Raw genomic sequence first — 23,334 nt, 5'->3', positions numbered from 1 at the left:
TCAGCTCCTGGTCCGGTCGTAGACGTCCAATTCGTGCGCGATCGAGGTCTCGATCAGGTCCTCGTACAGCCGGCTGAGCAGCGCCCGGTCGATGCCCGCGCCCGCCGCGGCCGCATCAACCTTCGCTTTGACGTCGGCCTTGCGCCACTCGTCGCGCACGGCGGTCCGGTCCGGCTTGATCCGCGCCGCCGCGTCCATGTAGCCGAACCGCCGTGCGATCAGCGCCACGATCCGCCGATCAACGTCATCCACGCCGGCTCGGACCTCGGCCATCGTGGTGCAGTCCTGCGGGTCGCGAATGTTGCTCATGCGGGCCCCTTGCCCGCCCAACCTTGACCTCCGCAAGCCCCCCGGCTAAGCGCGCGCCACGCAATTGGCCCCGCACGTCCGGTGAAGTGGTGGCCCTGCCCTGAAGTACTCAGACGTAGCGCGGTTCCGGGCAAGACAGAAACGCAATTGAGGAAGAACACATGTCGAAGCGCACCAGCGCCAAGTACAAGCTCGACCGCCGCATGGGCGAAAACGTTTTCGGTCGCCCGAAGAGCCCGGTCAACCGCCGCGAATATGGCCCCGGTCAGCACGGTCAGCGCCGCAAGGGCAAGATGTCGGACTTCGGCATTCAGCTGCGCGCCAAGCAGAAGCTGAAGGGCTATTACGGCGACGTCACCGAGAAGCAGTTCAAGCAGACCTTCCAGCAGGCGAGCCGCATGAAGGGCGACGCCAGCCAGAACCTGATCGGCCTCCTGGAGCGCCGGCTGGATATGATCGTCTACCGCGCCAAGTTCGCGCCGACGATCTGGGCTGCCCGCCAGCTGGTCAGCCACGGCCACATCCGCGTCAACGGCACCAAGTGCAACATCGCCAGCCGCCGCGTCGACGTGAACGACATCATCGAGCTGGGCCCCAAGGCGCAGGAGATGGCGCTGGTCATGGAGGCGCAGAGCCTCGCCGAGCGTGAAGTGCCCGACTACGTCGTTGCGGACGGCACCGCCAAGGTGACCTTCACTCGCGTGCCGAAGCTCGACGAAGTGCCCTATCCGGTGCGGATGGAGCCGAACCTCGTGGTCGAGTTCTACAGCCGCTAATCGCCGGCTCACCCGAAGCAAACGGACGGACGGTCGCCAGCGCGGCCGTCCGTTCTTGTTTGCGGCTACCTCAGCCTTGCGTTGCGCTGATCCGGCTGAGGTCAGACAACGGCAGCGACACCGCACCGCCAAGACCGAGCCACAGCTCGCCATCCCGCTGCACAACTTCCTGCACCGTGCCGAGACTATGGGTCGTCGGTGACAGGGCATTGCCGCTGTTGTCCTTGGCCGTCAGTTTCAGCACGTAAGCGCCCGCGGGAGCACGGCTTCCGTCAGGAAGCTTGCCGTCCCAACTGTACGCGCCGCTGGTGCCCGTGGCCGAGATGGTCGGAGTGGCGACCAGCTTGCCGCTGCTGTCGCGGATCTCGGCGGTGACGGAACCCGGCGCCTGCGGCAGCATCCAGTTCCAGCGCGCAGCAGAGCCGTCCGACAAGGCCGCTACCTTGCTATCGAACTCCACCGTCCGCCCGATTAGCCCCGCGGCGTCCGTCATGTCGGCCGACGACATGCGTGCCAGCACGTCCTTGAGCAGGCCGGTCTGCTGGATCGACTGCTCGATCTGTGAATATTGCGCGAGTTGTTGCGTGTACTGCGAAGTGTCCATGGGATCGAGCGGATCCTGGTTTTGCATCTGCGTCGTCAGCAGCTTCAGAAACATGTTGAACTGGTCGGCCGCGTCCGCGCCGGTCAGGCTCGCGCCCTTGGTCGGCGCCGTGGAGGCGGCGGTAGTCGCGATGGTGGTGCTGACGGTCATGCTGCTTCCAATCCCCTTCAGGCCAACAGGTCGAGCGTGCCGGACCGCAGGCGCACCCGCTCCCACACCGCCCCGCCCCGGCGTTCTTGTCCGTGACCATGGCCCTGCCGTTGGCCGCGCTGCTCGCCCCAGCTTCGCCCGCCGGATCCGGAGCCGGTTGCGGCCGAGCCGCCGGGATCCCCGCTGGCGCGCTCGAACCGGAAGCTCTGTCCATCGGCTCGCACCCCGGCATCGTTCAGCGCACGCGTGATCTCGGTTAGGTCGCGGCGCATCGCGTCCATCACCGTTGTGCTGTCCGCGCTGACCACCACCCGCAGGCTACCGCTCTCGTCAAACGCAAGCTTGAGCTCGATGCGGCCGAGCTCCGCCGGATCCATGCGTACGGTCAGCTCCTCCTGGCCATTCTTCACTTGCCGGGCGATGGCGACCCCGAGCCGCTCGCCGAACTCACCAGACAAGGTCATTCGAGGCATCGAGGCCGGAGCCGCCACCGCAGCCGGGACCGGCACGGTTACCGGCGCAAGGGGAGCGACCGTGAACGGCGCGGGGGCAGGCTGCGAGGCTGCGGCACGTTCGATCCCGGCCGGCATCGGCGCAGCAGCATCACCGACCTTGCCTGTTTCGCCGGAAACGGCCGCCAGCGTCGACGAGGGCCGGGCGTCGTTAGGAAGGCGAACACTCGCTGAGCCACTGCTCTCCTCGCAAGTTACCTCGGATGGTTTTACGGGTTCGGGCTGCGGCCGGTGGACCACAGCTGCCAGCGTCACCCCAGGCGAGAGTACTGGGACCGGCTCGGTCGCCTCTCCACTTGGGTCCACGTCTGGCGGCCCACCGGGCCCGGTATCCTCGACGTTCGGTACCGTCGTAAGCAGCTGCTCGGCGCTGGCCTCCACTACGGAAGTCGCCTCCGCGAGGTCATGAGGCATTGGCGCAAGCTGCTGAGGCAAGGTCGTGTCCCCAGCCAACGGGCGAACGGTGGGTCCGATGCGAGGAGATCTTGCACCAGCCTCGACCGGCGCCCCAACCCGTGGCGGTGCACCCTGCAGTTCGATACCTACCACCGCGACAATCGATCTCGCCGGGTCGAGAGCGGGATTAGCGCTACCGTCCGCTACCACCGGAACAAGGCTCGCGAAATCGGGCACGGTGGCAAGGTCAGAAGGCGATGCCCCGGTCAGACCGGAAGGGACGCCCGCTCCACCGGGCTCAAGCGGCTGCAAGGACAGGCTGTTCATCATGGCCATTATAGGTCGCCGCACCGCCGACCGAGCCAAGCGACCGGATTCGGGCACGCACGTGAATTTCGCTCTGGCTGAGCACCACTGTCGCGGGCCGCACGCGCTCGATGATCGAGCGGACGAACGGGCGTAGAGAGGGATTAACCAGCAAGCAGGGGATCTCGCCCGCTTGAGCCAGCCGATCGAAGGTTTCGCGCACCCCAGCCATGAAGGCCTGCAACGCGCTTGGCGCCATCGCCAGCTGCCGCGCGTCGCACTCTCCGATGATTGCGTCGGCAAAGGCCTGGTCCCACTCCGGCGCTAGGGTGACGACCGGGATCGCTCCGTCAATCGTGCAGGCTGCCGAGATCTGACGCGCCAGCCGCGCCCGCACATGCTCTGTGATCTGTGACAGGTTCCCCGTCAGCGGCACCGCCTCGGCGATCCCTTCCAGGATGGTCGGTATGTCGCGGATGGATACCCCTTCGCCGAGCAGGTTCTGCAAAACGCGCTGTACCCCCGAGATGCTGATCTTTCCGGGCACCAGGTCCGCCACCAGCCGGTCCGCTTCCTTGTGGACGTCAGTCAGCAGTTTCTGTGCCTCTGAGTAGTCGCAGAGGAACTCGATCAGGTGATGGTCGGCCAGGATCTTCGGGTGCCGCGAGAAGATCGGGCTTCCCTCCGGCTCGTCCAGGTGCGGCTCGATGCCGGTGGCCCCGCCCTTCTTGAAAGTGGTCAGCAGCGCGAACAGCAACGTCAGCAGGTCGCGATACATGTCGCTGGTCCAGCGCGGTCCCTTGAACGCCCGCACCAGTCCCTTGCCGGCCAGCTTGGCAGTCGGCAGCGAATTGGCCACCAGAAAGGCGCCGATCGCCGCGCCGAGGATGGCGGTCAGCTCATGCGGCAGCGCCTCTAACACGACCTCGAGTTTGCCGCCCGACGCGATGAAGCTGCCGAACACGCACGCAAAGATGATTACGAAACCAACGCCGTTGATCACGGGCCACGTCCAATGTCTGTTCCAAGCTCCCCTGAGTTATAGGACGGGCTGCGCATCCCTTGACGAAGCGCGCGCCATTTCCTGTGCGCCGGCACCTTGCGACCCCGCGCCGTCCTAAGATGGGCGGGTGTCCGCAGGGGAGCCGACATGTCCTTGACTGCCTACCAACGGGCCCACCGGGCCGCCGAACACCCGCGCAGCGTCGAGCAGCGCCTGCTGCGCGAGATCAGCCGCGAGATGGAAGACGCCTGGAATTCCGGGCGGCGCGGCATCGAGCTGATGCCCGCCCTTCACCGCAATCGGGAGATGTGGGCGACCTTTTCGGCCGCCTGCGGGGCGCCCGGCAATGCGTTGCCGGATGCGCTGCGCGCCAGCATCATCTCCATCGCACTGTGGGTCGACCGGCACACCAGCGCGGTGGTCGCCGGGCGCGAGCCGCTGGGCGACCTGCTGGAAATCAACCGGACGATGATCGACGGGCTCGGCTAACCGGGGCCGAGCGGATCAGCGCTCCGCCAATTGGCTGGTTATCAGCTTCTCGGAACTGGTCGGAAGGAGCACCCGCAACTTCTTGTTCGCGAAGTCGATCGACACCTTGTCGAAGGCACGGATCGCGTTCATCCCGAGCAGCAGCGCCGGCCGGTCGTTGAGGTTCATCTGCGCAAAGGTATGGGCGTCGGCGAACACCACCGCCAGGTCGGTCAGGGTGACGCCGCCCAGCTCCAGTTGCCGCAGCATGGTGTATTCGCCGCTGAGCTTCGCGCCAGTGACAGACATCAGCTCGATCGTGCCCCGCTGGCGCAGCATGCGCCGGTGCTCCAGCATCGCCTTCATGGCCGCATTGCCGATGCTGACGTCCGAGCCCGTGTCCACAACGACGGTGATCGGCCGGCCGTTGGCATATGCCTCGGTCACGATCAGCCGGCCGGAGCGGCGCTTCGCCTTCACCACGATGGTGCCCGGCTCGTCGCGCCACGCCATGCGCGAAGGCGTGATCGACAGGAGGTTGCGGCCGAAGTCGAACTGGACCCGCTGCGATTTGAGGCTGTCGGTGCCGAGGATCCCGTCGGCGCCCATGTGCTCCGCTTCCAGCACCGCCGCGTTGACGTCGTTCATCCGCTTGGTGCTGAGGTCGATGCGGTCGACCAGCGCGGTCCCCACCTGGTCCACGCCCGTGACGCTATGCAGGCTGGCGACCGGCCCCGAGCGGAGCCGCAGCCGCTGTACGATCTGCCGCGACACCACCGTCCGGTCCGCGCCCGTGTCCACCACGAAGCGGAACGGCCCCGTCCCGGACACTCGCACCGGCACCGTCATCCGGTCGCCGTCATCCTTGCGGAAGGTGACGTCCTGAGTCTGCGTCGTGCTGTCCACCGCCTGCGGGGCGCTGACCGCGTCCAGACGGGTTACCGTCTGTGCGTGGCCCGGTTGCGCGGTAAGGAGAGCTGCCATGGCAAGTCCAAGCCGGCTCTTCATCGCAAGCTAACCTCCCAAACGGATCGATCGCATTCTACGCTCATTTTCAACGCCTCGCCAGCGCACGCCTAAACCATTGCGAAAGGAAGCTTCCCTACGCTCCGCATCTGAGAGCAGGAGCATCAGCAACGTGGGTAAGCGACCGGTCGAGACGACCCTGTATTCGCTCAGTAACCAGCCTCCGGCACAACAGCCGGAACGCCGTGACGACGAGCGTCACATGACGCTGTTCCGGGTCGGCACCCTGATCGTCGGCGATCGGCGCGACCTGTGCCTGATCAAGAACATATCCGCCGGCGGCCTGATGTTGCGGCGCTACTGCCAGCTGCACGTGGGTCAGCGGATTGCGGTGGAGCTCAAGACCGGCCAGCCAATCGCCGGCAGTGTCAGCTGGGTGGGCGAGAGCCAGGCGGGCATGGCCTTCGACCAGCCGATTGACGTGCTGTCCATCCTGGCTACCGACGAGGAAGGCCCGCGCCCTCGGATGCCGCGCATCGAAACTCAGGCCGCCGTCTACGTTCGCGCGGGAGCGCAGACCTGGCGCCTGCAATGCTGTGACGTCAGTCAGGGCGGTGTGAAACTGGTGGCGGCGGCTCCGCTGACGGCCGGTTCGGACGTGGTGGTCACCTTGTCCGGCCTGCCGCCGCAGCCCGGCGTCGTCCGGTGGAGCGCCGGGGAACATGCCGGCATTTCCTTCAACCGGCCGTTGTCCCTGACTGACCTGGTCGGCTGGTTGCAGGGGCAGCGGGACTCGTCCCGAGCAGCCTGACCGGCGAGCGCTACTCGCCGGGCCGGTCGAAGCTCGGCCGCCAGGCCCATTCCTCCGCCGCCTGGCGCTCCGCGTCCGTCAGCCGGGCGTGCAGCCCGGGCCTGCGATATTCCGGCAGTACGCGCGGCCGCGGCGTCGGGATATGCCGAAGCACGGCTTCAGGGGGCAGCTGTTCCTTGAAAGCGAGGCCGGCCCGCTCGCCCCGTACCCACACCACCTTCGCCGGTACGTTCAGCTCCTGACGCCTGAACACGACCTCGGAGCCTTCCACCGGCAAGTGGCTGCCTTCAACCAGAGCGCCGTCGGCGGACAGGTTGCGCAGCTTGACGGCGTGGGAACCTCCGGACAGTTCCAGCGCTGCCGCCATGAACACCTGGGAGCGGCGCTGGCGTCTGTTCTGCACGGTGAAGCTCTCGTCCATGATCCCAACGCGTAGGCCGCACAGGTAAAACTTCGTTTAACGGTGATGAAAACACTCCCAGCCCTCGCCGGCGCCCTCCCGCTGCTGCTCGTCCTCGCCCTCGCCGGAGCGCTCGGAGGGCCGCACAGCACCTTCGACCTTCCCGTGATCACCGGTTACTCCAGCTGGCGCATCGCACATCCGCAGCTGACGCAAGCGCTGATCTGGTACACCCAGCTCGGCGGGTCTTTCTTCCTTGTTCCACTGGCGCTGGTGGTGGCCGGCCTGCTGTGGTGGCGCGGGCGCCGCCGCTCCGCCCTGCTGCTGCTCGGCACCACCTGGACCGGACGCGCACTTATCGAATTGATCAAGTTGCTGATCGACCGGCCGCGCCCGGCGTTCGACCCTTATCCGGTGTTCGTATCCAGCAAGAGCTTCCCAAGCGGCCATGCCGGCAATTCCACTCTCACCTACCTGGCCATTGCGCTGTTCGCGGTGCCGGAACGCTGGCGCCCCCAAGCACTGGCAGTCGCGGTGCTGCTGGCAGGCACGATCGGCTGGTCGCGGCCGATGCTGGGCGTGCACTGGCCGACCGACGTGATGGGCGGCTGGACGTTCGGACTGCTGTGGGTCGGGCTGTGGTGGTGGTTCAGCCGGCGCGGCGAAACAACAGCATCCGGTTATTCGCCGGCATGACCCGCTGTTCGGCGAGCCGCAGGCCACGGTTCTCCGCCTCCGCTGCGAACGCGCCGACCTCCCGTAGCCCGAACCGCTCGTCGCGCGCTTTCAGCTGCGCTTCGAACGCCAGATTCGACTCGGCCACCGGCTCATCCGTCACCCGCCACGGACCATAAAGGATAAGCGGCGCCTCCGGCGGCAGCACCCGCGCCGCGCCGTCCAGCAGCGCCAGGCTCACCTCCCACGGGCTGATGTGCACCAGGTTGATCGACAGCAGCGCGTCGGCATGCTCGACCGGCCAGGGCACGTCCACCACGTCCAGCAGCACTGGCTCTCGCAGGTTCGGCCGCCGCCCATCCGCCCCCCAGGCCGCGATCGACGCCACCGCCTTTGAGTCCCAGTCGCTCGGTTGCCAGGTCAGCTGCGGAAAGTTGCGAGCGAAGTGCACGGCATGCTCGCCCGTTCCGCTGGCCAGCTCCAGCACCAGCCCGCTCGCCGGCAGCCACTCGCGCAGCACCGCCGCGATCGGCCCACGATTGCGACCCGCAGCCGGCGCGCGCAGCTTCACGCGCCCCGCCTCGCCCGCCGCTCGCGCACGATCAGCCAAGTCAGCAAGCCGATTGGCCCCGCCATCACCGTCAGGAACAGCACGGGGGCCTGCGCCCAACGGGAAAAGCCCTTGGCGTCCGCATCGCGGCTGATCCACAGGCCGACGAACAGGTCGAAGGCGAGGTAATGGGTCCAGCCCAGCACGGTCCCGCCATCGCTCATGAACAGGCTGCGGACTCCGCCGATGCTGTAGTTGAGGAGGTCGGGCTCGCCCTGCCCCGCCACCGGTACCGGATCGGCCAGCCCGCCAAACAGCGCGACGAACATCGCAAGATAGGCCGCGCACAGTGCACCCACGCCCGCATACAGGATGAACGAATGAATTGCTGGCCGGCGCGGCAGGAAAAACAGCGCTGCCCAGCCGACAGCCATCGCGACGTGAACCAGGGACCAGACGGCGCCCCAGCCCACGCCTACTGCCCGCCGGCCTCGTTCAAGCCACTGACCTTGTTGGCGTCCGGTGCCGGCGTACGGAATGCGACCACCGGCTTTCTCGCGGCCAGCGTCTCGTCGAGCCGCCGCCGCGGGGCATAGATCGGCGCCGACTTGAGCGCCTCGTCACCGGCCCGAGCCCGCTCCGCCACATGGCGCAGCGCGGCGATGAACTGGTCCAGCGCTGCCTTGCTCTCCGTCTCGGTGGGTTCCACCAGCATAGCGCCATGCACCACCAGTGGGAAGTACATGGTCATGGGATGGAAACCCTCGTCGATCAGTGCCTTGGCGAGGTCGAGCGTGCTGAACCCGTCGGCGAAGCCCTTATCCGAAAACAGTGCCTCGTGCATGCAGGGCCCCGAGTGCGCGAACGGCGCGTCGAGCACGTCCTCCAGGCTCCGCAGCACGTAGTTGGCGTTGAGCACCGCGTCCTCGGCGACCTGCTTCAGACCATCGGCCCCATGGCTGAGGATATAGGTCAGTGCGCGGGTGAACATGCCCATCTGCCCGTGGAAGGCGGTCATCCGGCCGAAGCTCTGCATTGCCCCGCCGAAGTGCTCTTGGCTGAATGCCTCGGCCTGCTCCTCCTCGACCAGGTGCACCACGCCGTCTGCGGTCTTGGCCGTGTAGGGCAGCGGGGCGAACGGCGAGAGCGCTTCCGAAAGCACCACCGGCCCAGATCCCGGCCCGCCGCCGCCGTGCGGGGTGGAGAAGGTCTTGTGCAGGTTGATGTGCATGGCATCGACGCCAAGGTCACCCGGCCGCACCTTGCCGACGATGGCGTTGAAGTTGGCGCCGTCGCAGTAGACGAACCCGCCGGCCGCGTGCACCGCGTCGCTGATCGCCTTCATCTCCGGCTCGAACAGGCCGCAGGTGTTGGGATTGGTGATCATCACGGCGGCGACGTCCGGCCCCAGCCGCGCCTTGAGCGCTTCCAGGTCCACGCGGCCGGCCGAGGTCGCCGGAATATTCTCGACGCGGTAGCCGCAGAAGGCGGCGGTAGCCGGGTTGGTCCCATGCGCGCTTTCCGGCACCAGCACCACCTCGCGCGCGTCGCCGCGCGCTTCGAGCGCCGCCCGAATGCACAGCAGCCCGCACAGCTCGCCATGAGCGCCGGCCTTGGGACTCATCGCGACGCCATGCATGCCGGTCAGGTCGATCAGCCAGAAGGCGAGCTGGTTGATCAGCTCCAGCGCGCCCGCCACGGTTTCGCGCGGCTGCAGCGGGTGGATGTCGGCGAAGCCCGGCAATCGGGCCATTTTTTCGTTCAGCCGGGGATTGTGCTTCATGGTGCATGAGCCGAGCGGGAACAGCCCGAGGTCGATCCCGTAGTTTTGGCGGGACAGGCGGGTATAGTGCCGCACCGTCTCCGGCTCGCTCAGGCCCGGCAGCCCGATCGCCTCCGACCGCTCCAGCCCACCCAGCCGGCTCGCCACCTTGGGCGCGGGCGCGAGGTCGACGCCCGTCGTGTCAGCCCCGTCCAGCTCGAAGATCAGCGGCTCTTCGAGCATCAGTGCGCGATTGCCGGTGATCGTGCCAGTGTCGCCCGGGCCTTGGACGGGCGCCGCGGGCTTCCAGCCGCTCTGGTTGATCGTCACGCCACCACCTCCTTGAGCGCGCCTTCCAGCGCGTCGATGTCCTCGTCCGTGACCATCTCGGTCACCGCCACCACAAGACCATTCGCCAGCGCTGCCGAGCCCGGATAGAGCCGCCCCAGCGACACACCGCCGAGCACGTTCTGCTCGACCATCCGGTGCACCGCCGGGCGCGCCTCGACGGGCAGCTCGATTGTGAACTCGTTGAAGAAGCTGTCATTGACCAGGTTCACGCCGGGGATCGCCGCCAGCCGCTCGGCAACCTGCACCGCGCGGGCGTGGTTCAGCTCGGCCAATTGCCGCAACCCTTTCTCACCCAGCAAGGTGAGATGGATGGAGAAGGCCAGCGCGCAAAGCCCTGAGTTGGTGCAGATATTACTGGTCGCCTTCTCGCGCCGGATATGCTGCTCGCGGGTCGACAGGGTCAGCACGAAGCCGCGCTTGCCCTCGGCATCGATGGTCTCGCCGGCAAGACGCCCGGGCATCTGCCGGATGTGCTTCTCGCGGCAGGCGAACAGTCCGACATACGGGCCTCCGAACTGCAGCCCGACGCCGATCGATTGCCCTTCGCCGACCACGATGTCCGCGCCCATCTCGCCCGGCGGCTTGATCAGCCCAAGCGCGACCGGCTCCGTCACCACCGCGATCAGCAGGGCACCCTTGGCATGCGCCGCCTCCGCCAGCGGAGTCAGGTCGGCGATCCGGCCGAGGATATCCGGGTACTGCACCACCACGGCGCTGGTCTCGCCATCGATCTGACCGATCAGCTGCTCAATGTCCGTCTCGGCCGCCAGCTCGGGCGTGCCGGTCACCAGCGTGTCGCCGGTGAATCGCGCCATGGTGTTGCACACCGCCACATAGTGCGGGTGCAGGCCGGACGAAATCAGAGTCCTCTTCCGCCGCGTGATCCGCCGCGCCATGCCAATTGCTTCCCAGCAGGCGGTCGAACCGTCGTACATGGACGCGTTCGCCACCTCGCAACCGGTCAGGCGAGCGACCTGCGTCTGGAACTCGAACAAGACCTGCAGCGTGCCCTGCGCGATCTCCGGCTGATAGGGCGTGTAGGCGGTCAGGAACTCGCCGCGCTGGATCAGATGATCGACGCTGGCCGGAACGTGGTGCTTGTACGCGCCGCAGCCCAGGAAGAACGGAACGCTGCCTGCGGGCACGTTTTTCGCCGCCAGCGCGGACAGGTGCCGCTCCACGGCCATCTCGGGGGCGTGCATGGGGAGGCCTTGGATCGGCCCGAAAAGCCGCGCCGCCTCCGGCACATCGCGGAACAGCTCGTCGATCGAGCCGGCGCCGACCACGTCGAGCATCTGGCGCCGGTCGGCATCGGTCAGGGGCAAGTAACGCATCAGTTTGGTTTCCTGAGGAGAAAACGGAGGCGGACGTAATCCGCTTGATTGCTGCCGACCCGGGCCGCGACCGCGCGGGCCAGTTCGTCTCGTTCGTCATGTGGGACGCCGGCGCGGTCCAGCCAACCGGCCCGAAAGACCGTCACCCAGCCCTCCACGCCATGCTCCAGCGGAGTCGGCCGCGGGATCAGCTCGGTTTGTTCGACGCGGAACCCGGCGATTTCGTAGACGGCGGCGAACTCGTCCGGCGAAGGATACCAGTTGGAGGCTTCCACCGGCGGTCGATAGCCCCGCGCAACCAGCTCCTGATCCAGCGCCCGACGGAGGAGCTTCAGGTTACCCGCTCCGCCGAACTCGCCTGCGAACCGTCCCCCGTGCTTCAGTGCGAAGAAGATCGCCCGCGCTGCCCGCTCCTTGTTCAACACCCAATGCAGCGTTGCGTTGGAGAAAGCCGCCTCGAACGCCTCGCTGAACCGCAGGTCGGCCGCGTCCATCAGCCGAGCATCAAGCCCCTTGGCCTTGGCGGCCGCGACCATCGATAGGTCGTTGTCGATCCCGACCACGTCGGCGCCGCGCTCCTTGATCCGCAGCGTCAGCGTCCCGTCGCCGCAACCGACGTCCAGCACCGCTTCGCCCGGCTGCGGGTCCAGCAGGTCGAGCGCCGCCGCGCCTAGCGCCGGCACGAAGCTGCCGACCCGCGCATAAGCCGCCGCATCCCAACTGCTGGTCGAAGCGACCTCGGTCGTCACAGCTTCGACGACCACTCCCGGTAGCTCGCCTCGTCCATCAGCCCGTCCAGTTCGGACGTGTCGGTGAGGCGCAACTTGAAGAACCAGCCCTCGCCTTCCGGATCGGTGTTGATCAACGCCGGCTCGTCCGCGATCGCACCGTTGGACTCGACCACTTCGCCGCTGACCGGCGCATAGACGTCGCTTGCCGCCTTGACCGATTCGACCACCGCGGCTTCATCGCCCTTGTTCAGCGTTCGCCCGACTTCGGGTGCCTCGGCGAACACGATGTCGCCCAGCGCGCTCTGCGCATGCTCCGAAATGCCCACGGTCGCGGTGTCGCCTTCGACCCGGATCCACTCATGTTCCTTGGTGAAATACAGGCTCATTGCACTCAGGCTCCCTTGCGAACGTAACGATGGGGGACGAACGGTATGGCGGCGACCTCCCCGGTGAACAGCTTGCCGCGCTGCTCCAGCGTCAGGCGCGTGCCCGGCTCGGCCAGCGCGGCGGCGATGTAGCCCATGCCGATCGGCTTCTGCAGTGAAGGCGAGAAGCCGCCGCTGGTCACCCGGCCAACCTCATTGCCCTCATCGTCAATCACCCGGGCGCCTTCGCGCACCGGCTGCCGGCCTTCGACGGTAAAACCGACCCGGCGCTGCACGGGGCCTTGCCCCAGCTCCGCCAGGATGCGCTCGGCTCCAGCAAAGCCGCCTTCCTCGCGCCGCCGCTTGTTTATGGCGAAGGTGAGGTCGGCCATCACCGGTGTGGTCTGCTCGTCAAGATCGTGCCCGTACAGCGGCAGGCCCGCCTCGAGCCGCAGCGAATCGCGCGCTCCCAGTCCGATCGGCTTGACCAGCTCGCTCGCCGTCAGCGCCTCCGCCACCGTCTCCGCCGCGCTCGCCGGCACCGAGATCTCGAAGCCGTCCTCGCCAGTATAGCCCGACCGACTGATCCAGGCTTCGACCCCGCAAAGGGTGAACGCGCCGCCCTGCATGAACACCAGTCCCTCGACCTCAGGCGCCAGCGCGGCCAGCGCCTCGACCGCGCGCGGCCCCTGCAGCGCCAGCAGCGCCTGGCTTTCCAGATAGGTATACGGCACGCCGTCGCTCTTCAGCAGCGCCATGTCGCCATGCTTGGTCGCGCCGTTCACCACCACGTAGAAGTGGTCGCCGCGCCGCGTCGCCATCAGGTCGTCGACGATCCCGCCCGCATCGTTCAGCAGCAGCGAGTAACGCAGCCGCCCATCCTTGAGCGCCCTGAGCTCTCCCGGCAGCCGCCGTTCCAGCGCCGCGTCGGCATCGGCGCCGTGCACCACCAATTGCCCCATATGGCTGACGTCGAACAGCCCGGCATGCTCGCGCACCCACAGGTGCTCGGCCATGATGCCCTCGTACTGGACTGGCATCCGGTAGCCCGCGAACGGCACCATTCGTCCACCGCGGGCCCGGTGCCAGCCGTCCAGCGGCAATGTGTTGAGTTCGTCCGCCATTCGCCTGCCGCTCCAGCCCAAGTCCGTGCGGGCGCCATGGGGCGCCCCTTCGATCACGAACCCCCGTCTGTCCCTTGCGGCCTGAGAGCTTTGCCCCTTCGGCGGCCCCAGGCATGCGCCTGAAGCACTTTCCAGACTGTCTGGCCCGCGCGGTCCTGGGTGCCTGAGAGATTCCGGGGGCGGTTGCTCCTTCGGCGTCGGCGTTCCCGCCAAACTCTCCCGCGCGGCCCTCCCTCCGGCCAGGCCGGCGAGACGACGCCGGAGCCTTGGCGGGGCGCTCACCTCAAGTCAACGGAAAGCCTCCGCAACTCGGCGCGAAGACCGTGCCCGTCGCCTAATGGAAGGCTAACAGAGAGCCAGTCGCAGCCCCGGCCTGAAGCGCCACGATGACGAACAGCTGGGTCGAGAACGGCTCCTTGCGCGTCTTGTGACGAAACAGCCGACGCGCCAGCAATGCGCCTGGCGATCCGCCCAACAGCGCAAGGGCGAGCAGGTCCCGCTCCGGAACGCGACGCCCGCCAGCGATCGCCCTGCGTTTGTCATGCCAGAAGCAGGCCATGGTGCAGCTATTCAGGACGAGCAATGCTGCGCCGGCAACGAGCGGAAGAGTGAGCATCAGCTCCACTTGGCACGAGTTGCTTACCTGTTGGTTGCGGGGTGGTAGCGTAGCGCGTTGCCAGCGGTTCTGCCGCTGTGAGTGGTTGAGCTTGCTTCATGAAGCAGCGCTGCGCCTCTGGCATGCACTCGAAAGTGGAGCCGTCGCGGCTGCCCGAGATTACCGGCTTCATCAGCACTGGGCCTTTAAGTAAGTTCATGAATCTAGGCCCTGGCACCCTTCGCCGCGCCGAAGCGTTGACTGCCCATTCCAGAAAAAGACGGAGCATCACGCATGAACATCGATACGCTGGCCGGTGAAGGCACCGACCTCAAGGGCCGCTTCAAGACCTCGCTGGGCGATGCGACCGGCGATCCCGCGCTGCAGCAGGACGGCGCAATCGACCAGCTTTCTGGCCAGGCGCGCAAGGGCTTCGGCGCCGTGCGCGACTTCGCCAGCCGCCAGCCGCTGGCGGCGGCCGCCATCGCCGGCGTGGCCGGATTGGCCTTGCTGGGCGGGCTGCGTGGGCGGCCGAACACGGGCAGCGGGCGGCGCCGGGCGCGCTAAGCAAGCCGTGGCGGACCGTTCGTCCGCGCCATTCACACGAACCGAGGCTCCCGGTGGCAACCGCCGCCGGGACTTTCTCGTTACGCACCCGTGACGCGCCAAATTCCGTCCCTCACCCGCCGCCGCTATGCCAGTCCGTGGCGCACGCTGGGTGTTCGGGCGAGCATCGCGATTTCGCTGCTGGTAACTGCCTTCGCCCTGCTGTGGTTCGACCGGGACGGACTGAAGGACAATATCGACGGGGTCGTGACCTTCGCGGACACGCTCTATTTCACCATGATCACCATCACGACCGTCGGCTATGGCGATATCGTACCGGTGACCGAGCGGGCGCGGCTGATCGACGCTTTCCTGCTGACGCCGATCCGGCTGTTCATCTGGCTGCTGTTCCTGGGAACAGCCTTCGATTTATTGTTGAAACGGGTTTGGGAGCGCTGGCGCATGACGCGGATCCAGGAAGGGCTGACCGGCCATGTGGTCATCGCCGGGTTCGGCAAGAACGGCAGCACTGCAGCGGCCGAGTTGCTGCGGCTGGGGCTGCCGCCCGCGCGACTGGTCGCGATCGACTGCACGGAGGAGGCCTGCGCCAATGCCCGCGACCTTGGCGCGGCGGTGATGCAAGGAGACGCCAGCCGCGACGAGCTGCTCAGGGCGGTGAACATTGAGCGGGCCGAGCGGCTGATCGTCTCGGCCGGGCGCGACGACACGTCCATCCTGATCGTCCTGTCGGCGCGCAAGCTGAACCCCACCCTGCCGATCGCGGTCACCATCCGCGAGGAGGACAATGAGGACATCGCCCACAATGCCGGGGCCACCAAGGTGATCAACCCGGTGGCGGTCACCGGGCGGATGCTGGCGGAGCCGGTGTGACCGTCACTCAGCGGCAGTTCAGTCGGCTCGGGCCAGGAACGGGCGATGCGCCGTTCCCTCCATGATCGCCGCGACTCGGCCCGGTCGGCTGCCATCGTCGGGGTCATTCATCTGGCCTTCGGCTGGGCGCTGCTGACCGGGCTGGGGGTGACTTCGCGGCCGACGGTGCTGGAGCGGCCACTCGCGCTGATCGATTTGGCGGACGAGCCCGACCCTCCGCCGCCGGTCGTGCAGATGCTGCCGGAGCCGGCGCCCAAGCCGACGCAGAAGCCGAAGGATCCGGAGGGCGCGGCCGCACCGCCCAACATTCGCAACACTCCGACAGAGGTGGTTGCGCCGGAGCCGAAGGTGGTTCTGCCGGTGCCGCCGCCCCTGCCCGCCGCTCCGGTCGCGGGCCAGGGCACGGCGCCGGCCGCGGGCGCTGCGCCGGTGCCCGGACCGGGGACTGGACGCGGCGGCATCGGCAACGGGCTGGGCTCTGGCCTTAACGGCGACGGCACCGGTGGCGGTGGCGGTGGCGGTGTCGCCGAGGGACCGGAGTATGTGAGCGGCGAGATCGGCTGGAGAGACGTACCCTCGTCCGTGCTGGCGCAGCGGCCGCGCGGGGTGGTCGGGTTTCGCCTGCTGGTCGGGCGCGACGGGCGCCTGCACGACTGCCAGGTGACACGCTCGTCAGGCAATCGCGGGTTGGATGCGGCGACCTGCGCAGCCGCGCTCAGGCGCCTGCGCTTTGCGCCGGCCCGCGACACGGCGGGGCGGCCTGTGGACGCATGGGCGCCGGGCGAAAATGAATGGATCCCGCGCGCTCCGCCGCCGGACCGCTGGGTCGACCCCGTGCTGGTCCGCGGCGACTAAGCCTCGATTCCGCCGCACTTTTCGGGTAAAGGCCGCGCCCTTCATGGCAACGCAACTTCCCTCACCGCCCCGCGTGGGCATGGTCTCGCTCGGCTGTCCCAAGAACCTGGTCGACAGCGAGCGCATCCTCTCGCAGCTGCGCGCCGACGGCTACCAGATGTCGCCCGACTATGCCGGGGCCGACGTTGTGCTGGTCAACACCTGCGGCTTCCTCGACAGCGCCAAGGAGGAGAGCCTGGAGGCGATCGGCGAGGCCATTGCCGAGAACGGGCGGGTGATCGTCACCGGTTGCATGGGCCGCGAGGCGGAGGTCATCCGCGACCGCTTCCCGCAGGTGCTCGCGGTGACCGGTGCCCACCAGTATGAACAGGTGGTCGATGCGGTGCACGAGGCCGCACCGCCGCCGCGCTCGCCCTACCTCGACCTGGTGCCGCAGGCCGCGCCCAGCCTCAAGCTGACGCCGCGCCACTACAGCTATCTGAAGATTTCCGAAGGCTGCAATCACCGCTGCGCGTTCTGCATCATTCCGCAGATCCGCGGCGACCTGGTCAGCCGCCGGCCCGACGCCATCCTGCGGGAGGGCGAGAAGCTGCTGGCGCAGGGCACGCGCGAGCTGCTGGTGATCAGCCAGGATACCAGTGCCTATGGCCTGGACCTGAAGCACGCGGCGTGGCCGTGGAAGGGCTCGGAGGTGCGGGCCCACATGACCGACCTGGCTCGTGCGCTGGGCGAGCTCAGGACGCCGGCCGGCGAGCGGCCGTGGGTGCGGCTGCACTACGTCTACCCCTACCCGCACGTGGACCGGGTCATTCCGCTGATGGCCGAGGGCCTGGTGCTGCCCTACCTCGACATTCCGTTCCAGCATGCATCCCCGAAAGTGCTGAAAGCAATGCGGCGGCCGGCCAACGAGGCCAAGGTACTGGAACGCCTGGCCGAGTGGCGCGCCCAGGTGCCGGACATCGCGGTACGCTCAAGCTTCGTGGTCGGCTTCCCGGGCGAAACCGAGGAAGACTTTGACTATCTGCTGCAGTGGCTGACCGAGGCGCGGCTGGACCGGGTCGGTGCGTTCCGGTTCGAGCCGGTGGCGGGCGCTCCGGCCAACGACCTGCCGGGCCAGGTGCCGGAGGAGCTCAAGGAGGAGCGCTACGCCCGGGTGATGGAGCTGACCGCCCGCATCTCGGCCGAGAAGCTGGCGGCCAAGGTCGGCCGGACGCTGGACGTGATCGTCGACTCCGTGGACCTGGAGACGGGTGGCGCGACGGGCCGCAGCAAGGCGGACGCGCCGGAGATCGATGGCGAGGTCCACCTGCGCGACGCGGGGCACCTCAAGCTCGGCGACATAGTGCCGGTCAGCATCGAGGACAGCGACGAGCACGACCTCTTCGGCGTGCCGGTCTCGGTAGCCGCCGCCGCCTGATCCGCCTATCTGGGGCGGCATGACCGATTTCGCCGCCCTGATCCGCCCTGACCGCGACGAACCCGCGCGGACCATCCATCTGCTCGACAAGGCCGCAGCGCCCGGGTGGATCAAGGCGCAGGCGGGATCGCGGCGGGCGCTGGTGGAGGCGGCGGGTTTTGACGGATCCGCCGGGCAGCTGCTGGTGCTGCCGGGCAAGGACGGTGCCGAACAGCTCGACGTGCTGTTGGGTGTAACCGATCCGGGCAACCTCACCCCATGGTGTCTGGCGGGTGCCGCTGACAAGCTGCCCCCGGGTGCGTACAGGCTGGCGGATGGTGCTCAGCCCGGCCTGGCGGCGCTTGGCTGGCTGCTCGCCCAGCATCGGTTCGAGCGCTACAAGAGCAAGCCGGCCGAGCCCAAGGGCGAGCGCGTGCTGCTGTCGCGCGAGCCGGCGCGGGTCGACGAGGCTGTGCGGGTGGCCGGCGCGACGGCGCTGGTCCGCGAGCTGGTCGACACGCCGGCGGGCGACCTCGGGCCGGCCGAGCTGGAGCAGGCCGTGCGGGACCTGGCCGACGAGTGTGGCGGCACACTGACGGTCACCAAGGGCGACGAGCTGGAGCGTGGCTTCCCGATGGTATCGGCGGTCGGCGGTGCGGCGGTGCCGAGCCGCGCGCCGCGCATGATTGAGCTTGAATGGGGTCGCCCGGACGCACCGCGGCTCGCGGTGATCGGCAAGGGTGTCTGCTTCGACAGCGGCGGGCTGGACCTCAAGCCGGCCAGCGGCATGCGGCTAATGAAGAAGGACATGGGCGGCGCGGCCCATGCGCTGGCGCTGGCGCGACTGATCGTTGCGGAGCGCTGGCCCGTACGGCTGCACCTGCTGATCCCGGCGGTGGAAAATGCGGTGGCCGGCGGCGCGTTTCGTCCGGGCGACGTGCTGCAGAGCCGGGCGGGCACACGGGTCGAGATCGACAACACGGACGCGGAAGGGCGACTGATCCTGGGCGATGCGCTGACCCGCGCGGGCGAGGAGAAGCCGGCGCTGATCGTCGACTTCGCTACCCTGACCGGCGCGGCGCGCGTGGCGCTGGGGCCTGACCTGCCGGCGACGTTCGTCAATGACGAGGGTTTCGCGGGCGAGCTGCTGGCCGCAAGCAAGGAGGTGCACGACCCCTTGTGGCGGATGCCGTTATGGGACGGTTACGACGAGATGCTGAAGTCGGACCTGGCCGACATGGTCAACAGCGCCGACGGGCCGTTCGCGGGATCAATCACGGCGGCATTGTTCCTGCGTCGCTTCGTGCCGGAAGGTACGCCATGGGCGCACCTCGACACCTTCGCGTGGCGGCCGGCTCCCCGACCCGGGCGGCCCAAGGGAGGCGAGGCACTGGGCCTGCGGGCCGTCCACGGCGCGCTCAAAGCTCGTTTCGTCGTCTAATGCGAACAGTTATCGTCTTTTTTCCATCAAGGTCCTGTCGCTAACGCAACAATTCCCAACCTCGCCGGTTAACGAAGCCAAGCCTTGGGTGAGGAGTTTCCAGTCCAATGAGCGAGGTTTCGCTGAGCGGGTGGATGCGTGCATTAGTCGGTTACGTGCGCTCCGGTGAGCCCGATCTGACGAACCGGCAAATGGCGCTTCTGATGATCGTTTATCTAACTCCGGGACCGCATACGGTTCGCGGATTGGCCAAGGTGCTGGGGGTGAGCAAACCCGTCGTCACCCGCGCCTTGAACACGCTGGGTGCCCTCGGCTATCTGCGTCGTGAACGCGACCAGGACGACCGGCGGAACGTGTTCGTTGTCCGAACACCGGTCGGGGCAGAATTTCTTGAAGGGTTCAAGCGCAACATCCGCGGATCTGGCGAGCGGACTGCCGAACGCGTCGACGGCGACGCCGAACGGCGCGGCAACCGGCCGGCGCTCGGGCAGCTCGCCCATAGTCACTGAGCCACCGGCGGGAGGTTATCCTCTCGCCGGCCCGTCGGACCTGCCCAACCCACGCACCCATGCCTATCGCAAGGACCTGGCCGACGTGGCGCTGGCTGGGCGCGTGATCGCATCGCACTTCGCGGAGCCGCTCGTGCGACGGTTGAGCGCTCCTGCCGCTTTACTGGCGGCCCCGGAGGACGGCGCCGAGGTGCTGGCCCAGCTTGTCGAGAATGCGGAGCTTGCGATGCTTGATAATAGCCGTGGTTGGGCTTGGGGCTATGCGGCCGGCCTTGTCGGATATGTGCGAAGCGCAGCGGTCCGTTAGCACTGCCTGGGACTGGCGGGCTACAGCCGCCAATGGTGCCATGAACCCGGGTCAGCAGATCGGTTCGTGACGAGTACGAAGTGCTAACCCTTTGCGAGGATCGCTTATGCTCCGCCCTGCCCCGCTAATTGCGCTCGCTTCCTGTCTGGCCCTGAGCGGCTGCGCGGCCGGCATCGCCGCCGGTGCGCTTGGCGCGGCGGCCCGGAGCACGCAAGGCGATCCCAATGCTTACTATAACAACGAGCCCCTGAAGCTCGCTGCCGCGCAAGCCTGCCGCGCGCGTGCCGCGAGCTACGGCGACGTCCAGATCATCGACCTCGAACAGCGCGGCGCTCGTAAGGTCGTGGTGTGGGGCACCGCGGCCGGCGCCGCCGGGCGACAATCCTTTGAATGCACCTACACGGACCGGATCACCGGCTTTCGCTTGCGTAAGCTCCTCGGCTAGCTCCTTGGTTGCCAAGCCTCGACCGAACGACGGTCGGTGGACGAGAGTCCGGAGGGGCTCACGAGACCAGTTACAACTCGCCGCGTGACCGCCTGATTGCACGCCACTTGGTGACGTTGGCGTTATGCTCCGCAAGCGTGCGGGCGAAGACGTGGCCGCCCGTGCCGTCGGCCACGAAGTAGACGAACTGGTGCGGCTCGGGGTCGAGGACAGCGGCAATGCTGGCTCGGCCAGGATTGGCAATGGGTCCGAGCGGCAGGCCGGCACGACGGTAGGTGTTGTAGCCGTTGTCGGCGTCAAGCTCCGAGCGGAGGATGCGGCGGCCGAGGGGCTTGCCCCTCGTTACCGGATAGATGACCGTGGGGTCGGCATCGAGCTTCATGCCGATCCTCAGCCGGTTGCAATAGACGCCTGCCACCGTGCGCCGCTCGGAAGCTTTGCCGGTTTCCTTCTCGACGATGGAGGCCAGCGTAACGGCCTCCTGCGCGCTGTTGACCGGGCAGCCGCCCTTCCGCCTGGGCCATAGCTCACGAATGGCCTTTGACATCGCCGCCTCCATCCGGGCGGCAACGGCGGCGCGCGCCTCACCGCGCTGATAGCTGTAGCTGTTGGGCAGGACAGTACCCTCCGCCGGCAGTGGCGCGGGGCCGGTCAGATACTGGGTGGCGGCGAGCTTTTCCTGGACCAGCACGGACGGGGTGCCTTCAGGAATGGTGACGAGCCGCGACACGGGCTGGCCGTGCTGCAACAGGTCGAGCAGCTTCGCGCCGCCGGTGCCCGCCGGCACCTCGAACTCGCCGGCCTGGATCGGATCCTTGGAGCCGAACAGGCGGGCCATGCCGCGGTAGGTGGTGCAGCTACCAGGCACCAGCTGCTTGCGCTCGAGGCCCGGGCAGAGGCTGCGCAGCGTGGCGCCTTCCTCGACGACGATCGTCTGGGCCGTCGCGGCGCCGCCGCCCCACCAGAACAGCCACAGGACAAGGACGGCGCCGAGGATGGCGATGATGGGCAGGGCAATCAGAAGGCGCTTGAGCATGGCAGCCTTCTATCTGGCCCCGCGCCGCCGTCCAGCTAGTCGACTGCCTTCATCACCAGCGAGGCATTGGTGCCGCCGAAACCGAAGCTGTTGTTCAGCACGGCGCGGACCTGGCGCTGCTTGGCGGTGTGCGGCACGAGATCGACGCCGGCGCAACCCTCCGACGGATTGTCGAGGTTGAGGGTGGGCGGCACGACCTGGTCGCGCAGCGCGAGGATGCAGAAGATGCTCTCCACCGCGCCGGCACCGCCGAGCAGGTGACCGATCGCCGATTTGGTCGAACTCATCGACATCTCGCCCAGGTGATTGCCGAACAGGCGGCGGACCGCACCCAATTCCAGCTCGTCGCCGAGCGGGGTCGAGGTGCCATGGGCATTGATGTAGTCGATGTCGCCAAGGTCCAGGCCCGACTTCTTCATCGCCATCTGCATGGAGCGGAAGGCGCCCGAGCCTTCGGGGTGCGGTGCGGTGACGTGGTAGGCGTCGCCCGACAGGCCGTAGCCGACCACTTCGGCGTAGATCTTGGCGCCGCGCGCCTTGGCGTGCTCATATTCCTCGAGCACGACGACGCCGGCACCCTCGCCCATGACGAAGCCGTCGCGGTCCTGGTCGTAGGGCCGGCTGGCCTTTTCGGGCTGGTCGTTGAAGGCGGTGCTGAGCGCGCGGGCCTGCGCGAAGCCGGCGATGCCGATCGGGCAGATAGTCGCTTCCGCGCCGCCCGCGAGCATGATGTCGGCATCGTCGTCGCGGATCATGCGGGCGGCGTCGCCGATCGAGTGGGCGCCGGTCGAGCAGGCGGTGACCACCGCGTGGTTCGGGCCCATCAGCCCGTACTTGATCGAGACCTGGCCGGAGATGAGGTTGATAAGGCGGCCGTGGACGAAATGCGGGCTGACCCGGCCCGGGCCCTTCTCGTGCAGCACCAGGCTCTCGGACTCGATGCCGGGCAGGCCGCCAATGCCGCTGCCGATCGAAACGCCAGCCCGCAGCTTCAACTCGTCAGGCATGTCCGTCAGGCCGGCATCCTCGATTGCCTGGCCGGCGGCGTCGATGCCGAAGACAATGAAGGGATCGACCTGGCGCTGGACCTTGTGGTCGACGCGCTTACCCGGGTCGAACCCGTACTCGTGGTCGGCGGGCTTCACCTCGCAGGCGATGCGGCACTTGTAATCGGCCGCGTCGAAACGCGTGATCGGCCCGGCGCCGCTCCTCGACGCCAGGATGTTCTTCCACGTGGTCTCGACGTCCGCCCCGAGCGGCGTGACAAGCCCCAGACCGGTTACGACCACACGGCGCATCAATTCATCTCCAAATGCAAATACAGGCTCAGACCCGTCGGGACTGAGCCTGCACGTAGTTCATCCGCTCAGGCAAGCGGCGCGGGCCATGACCCGAGGGCGTCAGCCCTGGTTCTGGTCGATGTAGTCGATCGCGTCCTTGACCGTGGTGATCTTCTCGGCCGCATCGTCCGGGATCTCGACGCCGAACTCTTCCTCGAAGGCCATCACCAGCTCGACGATATCGAGGCTGTCCGCACCCAGATCGTCGATGAAGCTCGCTTCTTCGGTGACCTTGTCGGCTTCAACGCCGAGGTGCTCGACAACGATCTTCTTAACGCGCTCGGCGGTCTCGCTCATGGTACAGCTTCCCTTCAGATGGTGATCTTTGACGCTCGCGTTAGCGGCGGTGACGGGCGGCGGCAAGCCTCGCCTTTTGCTCG

The 23,334-nt window shown here is 67.6% G+C and carries 28 protein-coding genes, 2 pseudogenes and 2 riboswitches; of the genes and pseudogenes, 12 read left to right on the top strand and 18 right to left on the bottom strand.

The window, feature by feature from the left end; all coding sequences use genetic code 11:
• Window positions 1–309, bottom strand: a complete 309-nt coding sequence (locus OMW55_RS13570; RefSeq protein WP_264883895.1) for a chorismate mutase — start codon at window positions 307–309, stop codon at window positions 1–3.
• 161 nt (window positions 310–470) lie between these two features.
• On the opposite strand from OMW55_RS13570, the gene rpsD reads away from it, so the two are divergent.
• The gene (gene rpsD / locus OMW55_RS13565) at window positions 471–1,085 is read left to right on the top strand and encodes a 30S ribosomal protein S4 (RefSeq protein WP_264883894.1); all 615 of its coding nucleotides are present in this window, start codon (window positions 471–473) and stop codon (window positions 1,083–1,085) included.
• Window positions 1,086–1,155: 70 nt separating this feature from the next.
• Here the strand turns inward: rpsD and OMW55_RS13560 are convergent, their stop codons facing one another.
• The 4 genes and pseudogenes from OMW55_RS13560 to OMW55_RS13855 all read right to left on the bottom strand — a co-directional run.
• Complete coding sequence (locus OMW55_RS13560) at window positions 1,156–1,839, bottom strand: flagellar hook assembly protein FlgD (protein WP_264883893.1); 684 nt, start codon at window positions 1,837–1,839, stop codon at window positions 1,156–1,158.
• Window positions 1,840–1,856: 17 nt separating this feature from the next.
• Window positions 1,857–2,765 (bottom strand): flagellar hook-length control protein FliK, encoded by a 909-nt coding sequence (locus OMW55_RS13555; protein WP_264883891.1) that lies wholly within the window; start codon window positions 2,763–2,765, stop codon window positions 1,857–1,859.
• 280 nt (window positions 2,766–3,045) lie between these two features.
• A pseudogene (locus OMW55_RS13550) lies at window positions 3,046–3,675 on the bottom strand (FHIPEP family type III secretion protein); the annotation flags it as partial.
• A gap of 156 nt (window positions 3,676–3,831) precedes the next feature.
• Window positions 3,832–4,017 (bottom strand): annotated as a pseudogene (locus OMW55_RS13855) (motility-associated protein); the annotation flags it as partial.
• A 186-nt stretch (window positions 4,018–4,203) separates the two neighbouring features.
• Between OMW55_RS13855 and flaF the strand changes: the two are divergent.
• A complete protein-coding gene (gene flaF / locus OMW55_RS13545; RefSeq protein WP_264883889.1) occupies window positions 4,204–4,545 on the top strand; it encodes a flagellar biosynthesis regulator FlaF in 342 nt (113 codons plus the stop codon).
• Window positions 4,546–4,560: 15 nt separating this feature from the next.
• Here flaF and OMW55_RS13540 read toward each other — a convergent pair whose 3' ends face one another.
• Window positions 4,561–5,508, bottom strand: coding sequence for a retroviral-like aspartic protease family protein (locus OMW55_RS13540; RefSeq protein ID WP_264883887.1), 948 nt, complete (start codon window positions 5,506–5,508; stop codon window positions 4,561–4,563).
• Between the two features lie 154 nt (window positions 5,509–5,662).
• On the opposite strand from OMW55_RS13540, the gene OMW55_RS13535 reads away from it, so the two are divergent.
• The gene (locus OMW55_RS13535) at window positions 5,663–6,301 is read left to right on the top strand and encodes a PilZ domain-containing protein (RefSeq protein WP_264883885.1); all 639 of its coding nucleotides are present in this window, start codon (window positions 5,663–5,665) and stop codon (window positions 6,299–6,301) included.
• 10 nt (window positions 6,302–6,311) lie between these two features.
• Here OMW55_RS13535 and OMW55_RS13530 read toward each other — a convergent pair whose 3' ends face one another.
• Window positions 6,312–6,722, bottom strand: a complete 411-nt coding sequence (locus tag OMW55_RS13530) for a PilZ domain-containing protein (RefSeq protein WP_264883884.1) — start codon at window positions 6,720–6,722, stop codon at window positions 6,312–6,314.
• A 45-nt stretch (window positions 6,723–6,767) separates the two neighbouring features.
• Here OMW55_RS13530 and OMW55_RS13525 point away from each other — a divergent pair, with 45 nt between their 5' ends.
• Window positions 6,768–7,397: a phosphatase PAP2 family protein gene (locus OMW55_RS13525; RefSeq protein WP_264884020.1), complete on the top strand. Its 630-nt coding sequence runs from the start codon at window positions 6,768–6,770 to the stop codon at window positions 7,395–7,397.
• Here OMW55_RS13525 and OMW55_RS13520 read toward each other — a convergent pair.
• The 8 genes from OMW55_RS13520 to OMW55_RS13485 form a co-directional block, all read right to left on the bottom strand.
• Window positions 7,351–7,947, bottom strand: coding sequence for a class I SAM-dependent methyltransferase (locus OMW55_RS13520; RefSeq protein ID WP_264883883.1), 597 nt, complete (start codon window positions 7,945–7,947; stop codon window positions 7,351–7,353). The genes OMW55_RS13525 and OMW55_RS13520 overlap by 47 nt on opposite strands.
• Entirely contained in the window at window positions 7,944–8,399 is a 456-nt protein-coding gene (locus tag OMW55_RS13515) for an ABA4-like family protein (protein WP_264883882.1), read from the bottom strand. Before OMW55_RS13515 ends, OMW55_RS13520 begins: the two co-directional genes overlap by 4 nt.
• A 2-nt stretch (window positions 8,400–8,401) precedes the next feature.
• A complete protein-coding gene (gcvPB, locus tag OMW55_RS13510; RefSeq protein ID WP_264884019.1) occupies window positions 8,402–10,012 on the bottom strand; it encodes an aminomethyl-transferring glycine dehydrogenase subunit GcvPB in 1,611 nt (536 codons plus the stop codon).
• A gap of 2 nt (window positions 10,013–10,014) precedes the next feature.
• Window positions 10,015–11,373, bottom strand: coding sequence for an aminomethyl-transferring glycine dehydrogenase subunit GcvPA (gene gcvPA, locus OMW55_RS13505; RefSeq protein ID WP_264883881.1), 1,359 nt, complete (start codon window positions 11,371–11,373; stop codon window positions 10,015–10,017).
• Window positions 11,373–12,122: a class I SAM-dependent methyltransferase gene (locus OMW55_RS13500; RefSeq protein ID WP_264883879.1), complete on the bottom strand. Its 750-nt coding sequence runs from the start codon at window positions 12,120–12,122 to the stop codon at window positions 11,373–11,375. Before OMW55_RS13500 ends, gcvPA begins: the two co-directional genes overlap by 1 nt.
• Window positions 12,119–12,490: a glycine cleavage system protein GcvH gene (gene gcvH, locus OMW55_RS13495; RefSeq protein ID WP_264883878.1), complete on the bottom strand. Its 372-nt coding sequence runs from the start codon at window positions 12,488–12,490 to the stop codon at window positions 12,119–12,121. Before gcvH ends, OMW55_RS13500 begins: the two co-directional genes overlap by 4 nt.
• 5 nt (window positions 12,491–12,495) lie before the next feature.
• Entirely contained in the window at window positions 12,496–13,593 is a 1,098-nt protein-coding gene (gene gcvT / locus OMW55_RS13490; protein ID WP_264883877.1) for a glycine cleavage system aminomethyltransferase GcvT, read from the bottom strand.
• A gap of 63 nt (window positions 13,594–13,656) precedes the next feature.
• Window positions 13,657–13,732: riboswitch (glycine riboswitch) on the bottom strand.
• A 1-nt stretch (window position 13,733) separates the two neighbouring features.
• Window positions 13,734–13,825: riboswitch (glycine riboswitch) on the bottom strand.
• A gap of 102 nt (window positions 13,826–13,927) precedes the next feature.
• Entirely contained in the window at window positions 13,928–14,209 is a 282-nt protein-coding gene (locus OMW55_RS13485; RefSeq protein ID WP_264883876.1) for a DUF1294 domain-containing protein, read from the bottom strand.
• A gap of 273 nt (window positions 14,210–14,482) precedes the next feature.
• Between OMW55_RS13485 and OMW55_RS13480 the strand changes: the two genes are divergently transcribed.
• From OMW55_RS13480 to OMW55_RS13450, 8 genes are all read left to right on the top strand, one after another.
• Entirely contained in the window at window positions 14,483–14,755 is a 273-nt protein-coding gene (locus tag OMW55_RS13480; protein WP_264883874.1) for a CsbD family protein, read from the top strand.
• A gap of 90 nt (window positions 14,756–14,845) precedes the next feature.
• Window positions 14,846–15,625, top strand: a complete 780-nt coding sequence (locus OMW55_RS13475) for a potassium channel family protein (protein WP_264883873.1) — start codon at window positions 14,846–14,848, stop codon at window positions 15,623–15,625.
• Between the two features lie 45 nt (window positions 15,626–15,670).
• A complete protein-coding gene (locus OMW55_RS13470; RefSeq protein ID WP_264883871.1) occupies window positions 15,671–16,480 on the top strand; it encodes a TonB family protein in 810 nt (269 codons plus the stop codon).
• A 43-nt stretch (window positions 16,481–16,523) separates the two neighbouring features.
• Window positions 16,524–17,897, top strand: a complete 1,374-nt coding sequence (gene rimO, locus OMW55_RS13465; RefSeq protein WP_264883869.1) for a 30S ribosomal protein S12 methylthiotransferase RimO — start codon at window positions 16,524–16,526, stop codon at window positions 17,895–17,897.
• 19 nt (window positions 17,898–17,916) lie between these two features.
• Window positions 17,917–19,317, top strand: coding sequence for a leucyl aminopeptidase family protein (locus tag OMW55_RS13460; protein ID WP_264883867.1), 1,401 nt, complete (start codon window positions 17,917–17,919; stop codon window positions 19,315–19,317).
• A gap of 107 nt (window positions 19,318–19,424) precedes the next feature.
• Window positions 19,425–19,826, top strand: coding sequence for a MarR family winged helix-turn-helix transcriptional regulator (locus OMW55_RS13455; RefSeq protein WP_319950677.1), 402 nt, complete (start codon window positions 19,425–19,427; stop codon window positions 19,824–19,826).
• Between the two features lie 85 nt (window positions 19,827–19,911).
• The gene (locus tag OMW55_RS14000) at window positions 19,912–20,133 is read left to right on the top strand and encodes an SH3 domain-containing protein (protein WP_407822148.1); all 222 of its coding nucleotides are present in this window, start codon (window positions 19,912–19,914) and stop codon (window positions 20,131–20,133) included.
• Window positions 20,134–20,239: 106 nt separating this feature from the next.
• Window positions 20,240–20,578 (top strand): hypothetical protein, encoded by a 339-nt coding sequence (locus OMW55_RS13450; protein ID WP_264883866.1) that lies wholly within the window; start codon window positions 20,240–20,242, stop codon window positions 20,576–20,578.
• A 70-nt stretch (window positions 20,579–20,648) separates the two neighbouring features.
• On the opposite strand, the gene mltG is transcribed toward OMW55_RS13450, so the two are convergent.
• From mltG to OMW55_RS13435, 3 genes are all read right to left on the bottom strand, one after another.
• Complete coding sequence (mltG, locus tag OMW55_RS13445; protein ID WP_264883865.1) at window positions 20,649–21,614, bottom strand: endolytic transglycosylase MltG; 966 nt, start codon at window positions 21,612–21,614, stop codon at window positions 20,649–20,651.
• Window positions 21,615–21,649: 35 nt separating this feature from the next.
• Window positions 21,650–22,912, bottom strand: a complete 1,263-nt coding sequence (fabF, locus tag OMW55_RS13440) for a beta-ketoacyl-ACP synthase II (protein ID WP_264883863.1) — start codon at window positions 22,910–22,912, stop codon at window positions 21,650–21,652.
• A 102-nt stretch (window positions 22,913–23,014) separates the two neighbouring features.
• Complete coding sequence (locus OMW55_RS13435) at window positions 23,015–23,251, bottom strand: acyl carrier protein (RefSeq protein ID WP_264883861.1); 237 nt, start codon at window positions 23,249–23,251, stop codon at window positions 23,015–23,017.
• Between the last annotated feature and the right edge of the window lie 83 nt (window positions 23,252–23,334).

The organism is Sphingomonas arvum, from assembly GCF_026013565.1.
GTDB classification, from domain to species: Bacteria; Pseudomonadota; Alphaproteobacteria; order Sphingomonadales; family Sphingomonadaceae; genus Sphingomicrobium; species Sphingomicrobium arvum.
This window is presented reverse-complemented; position numbering and strand designations above follow the sequence as displayed.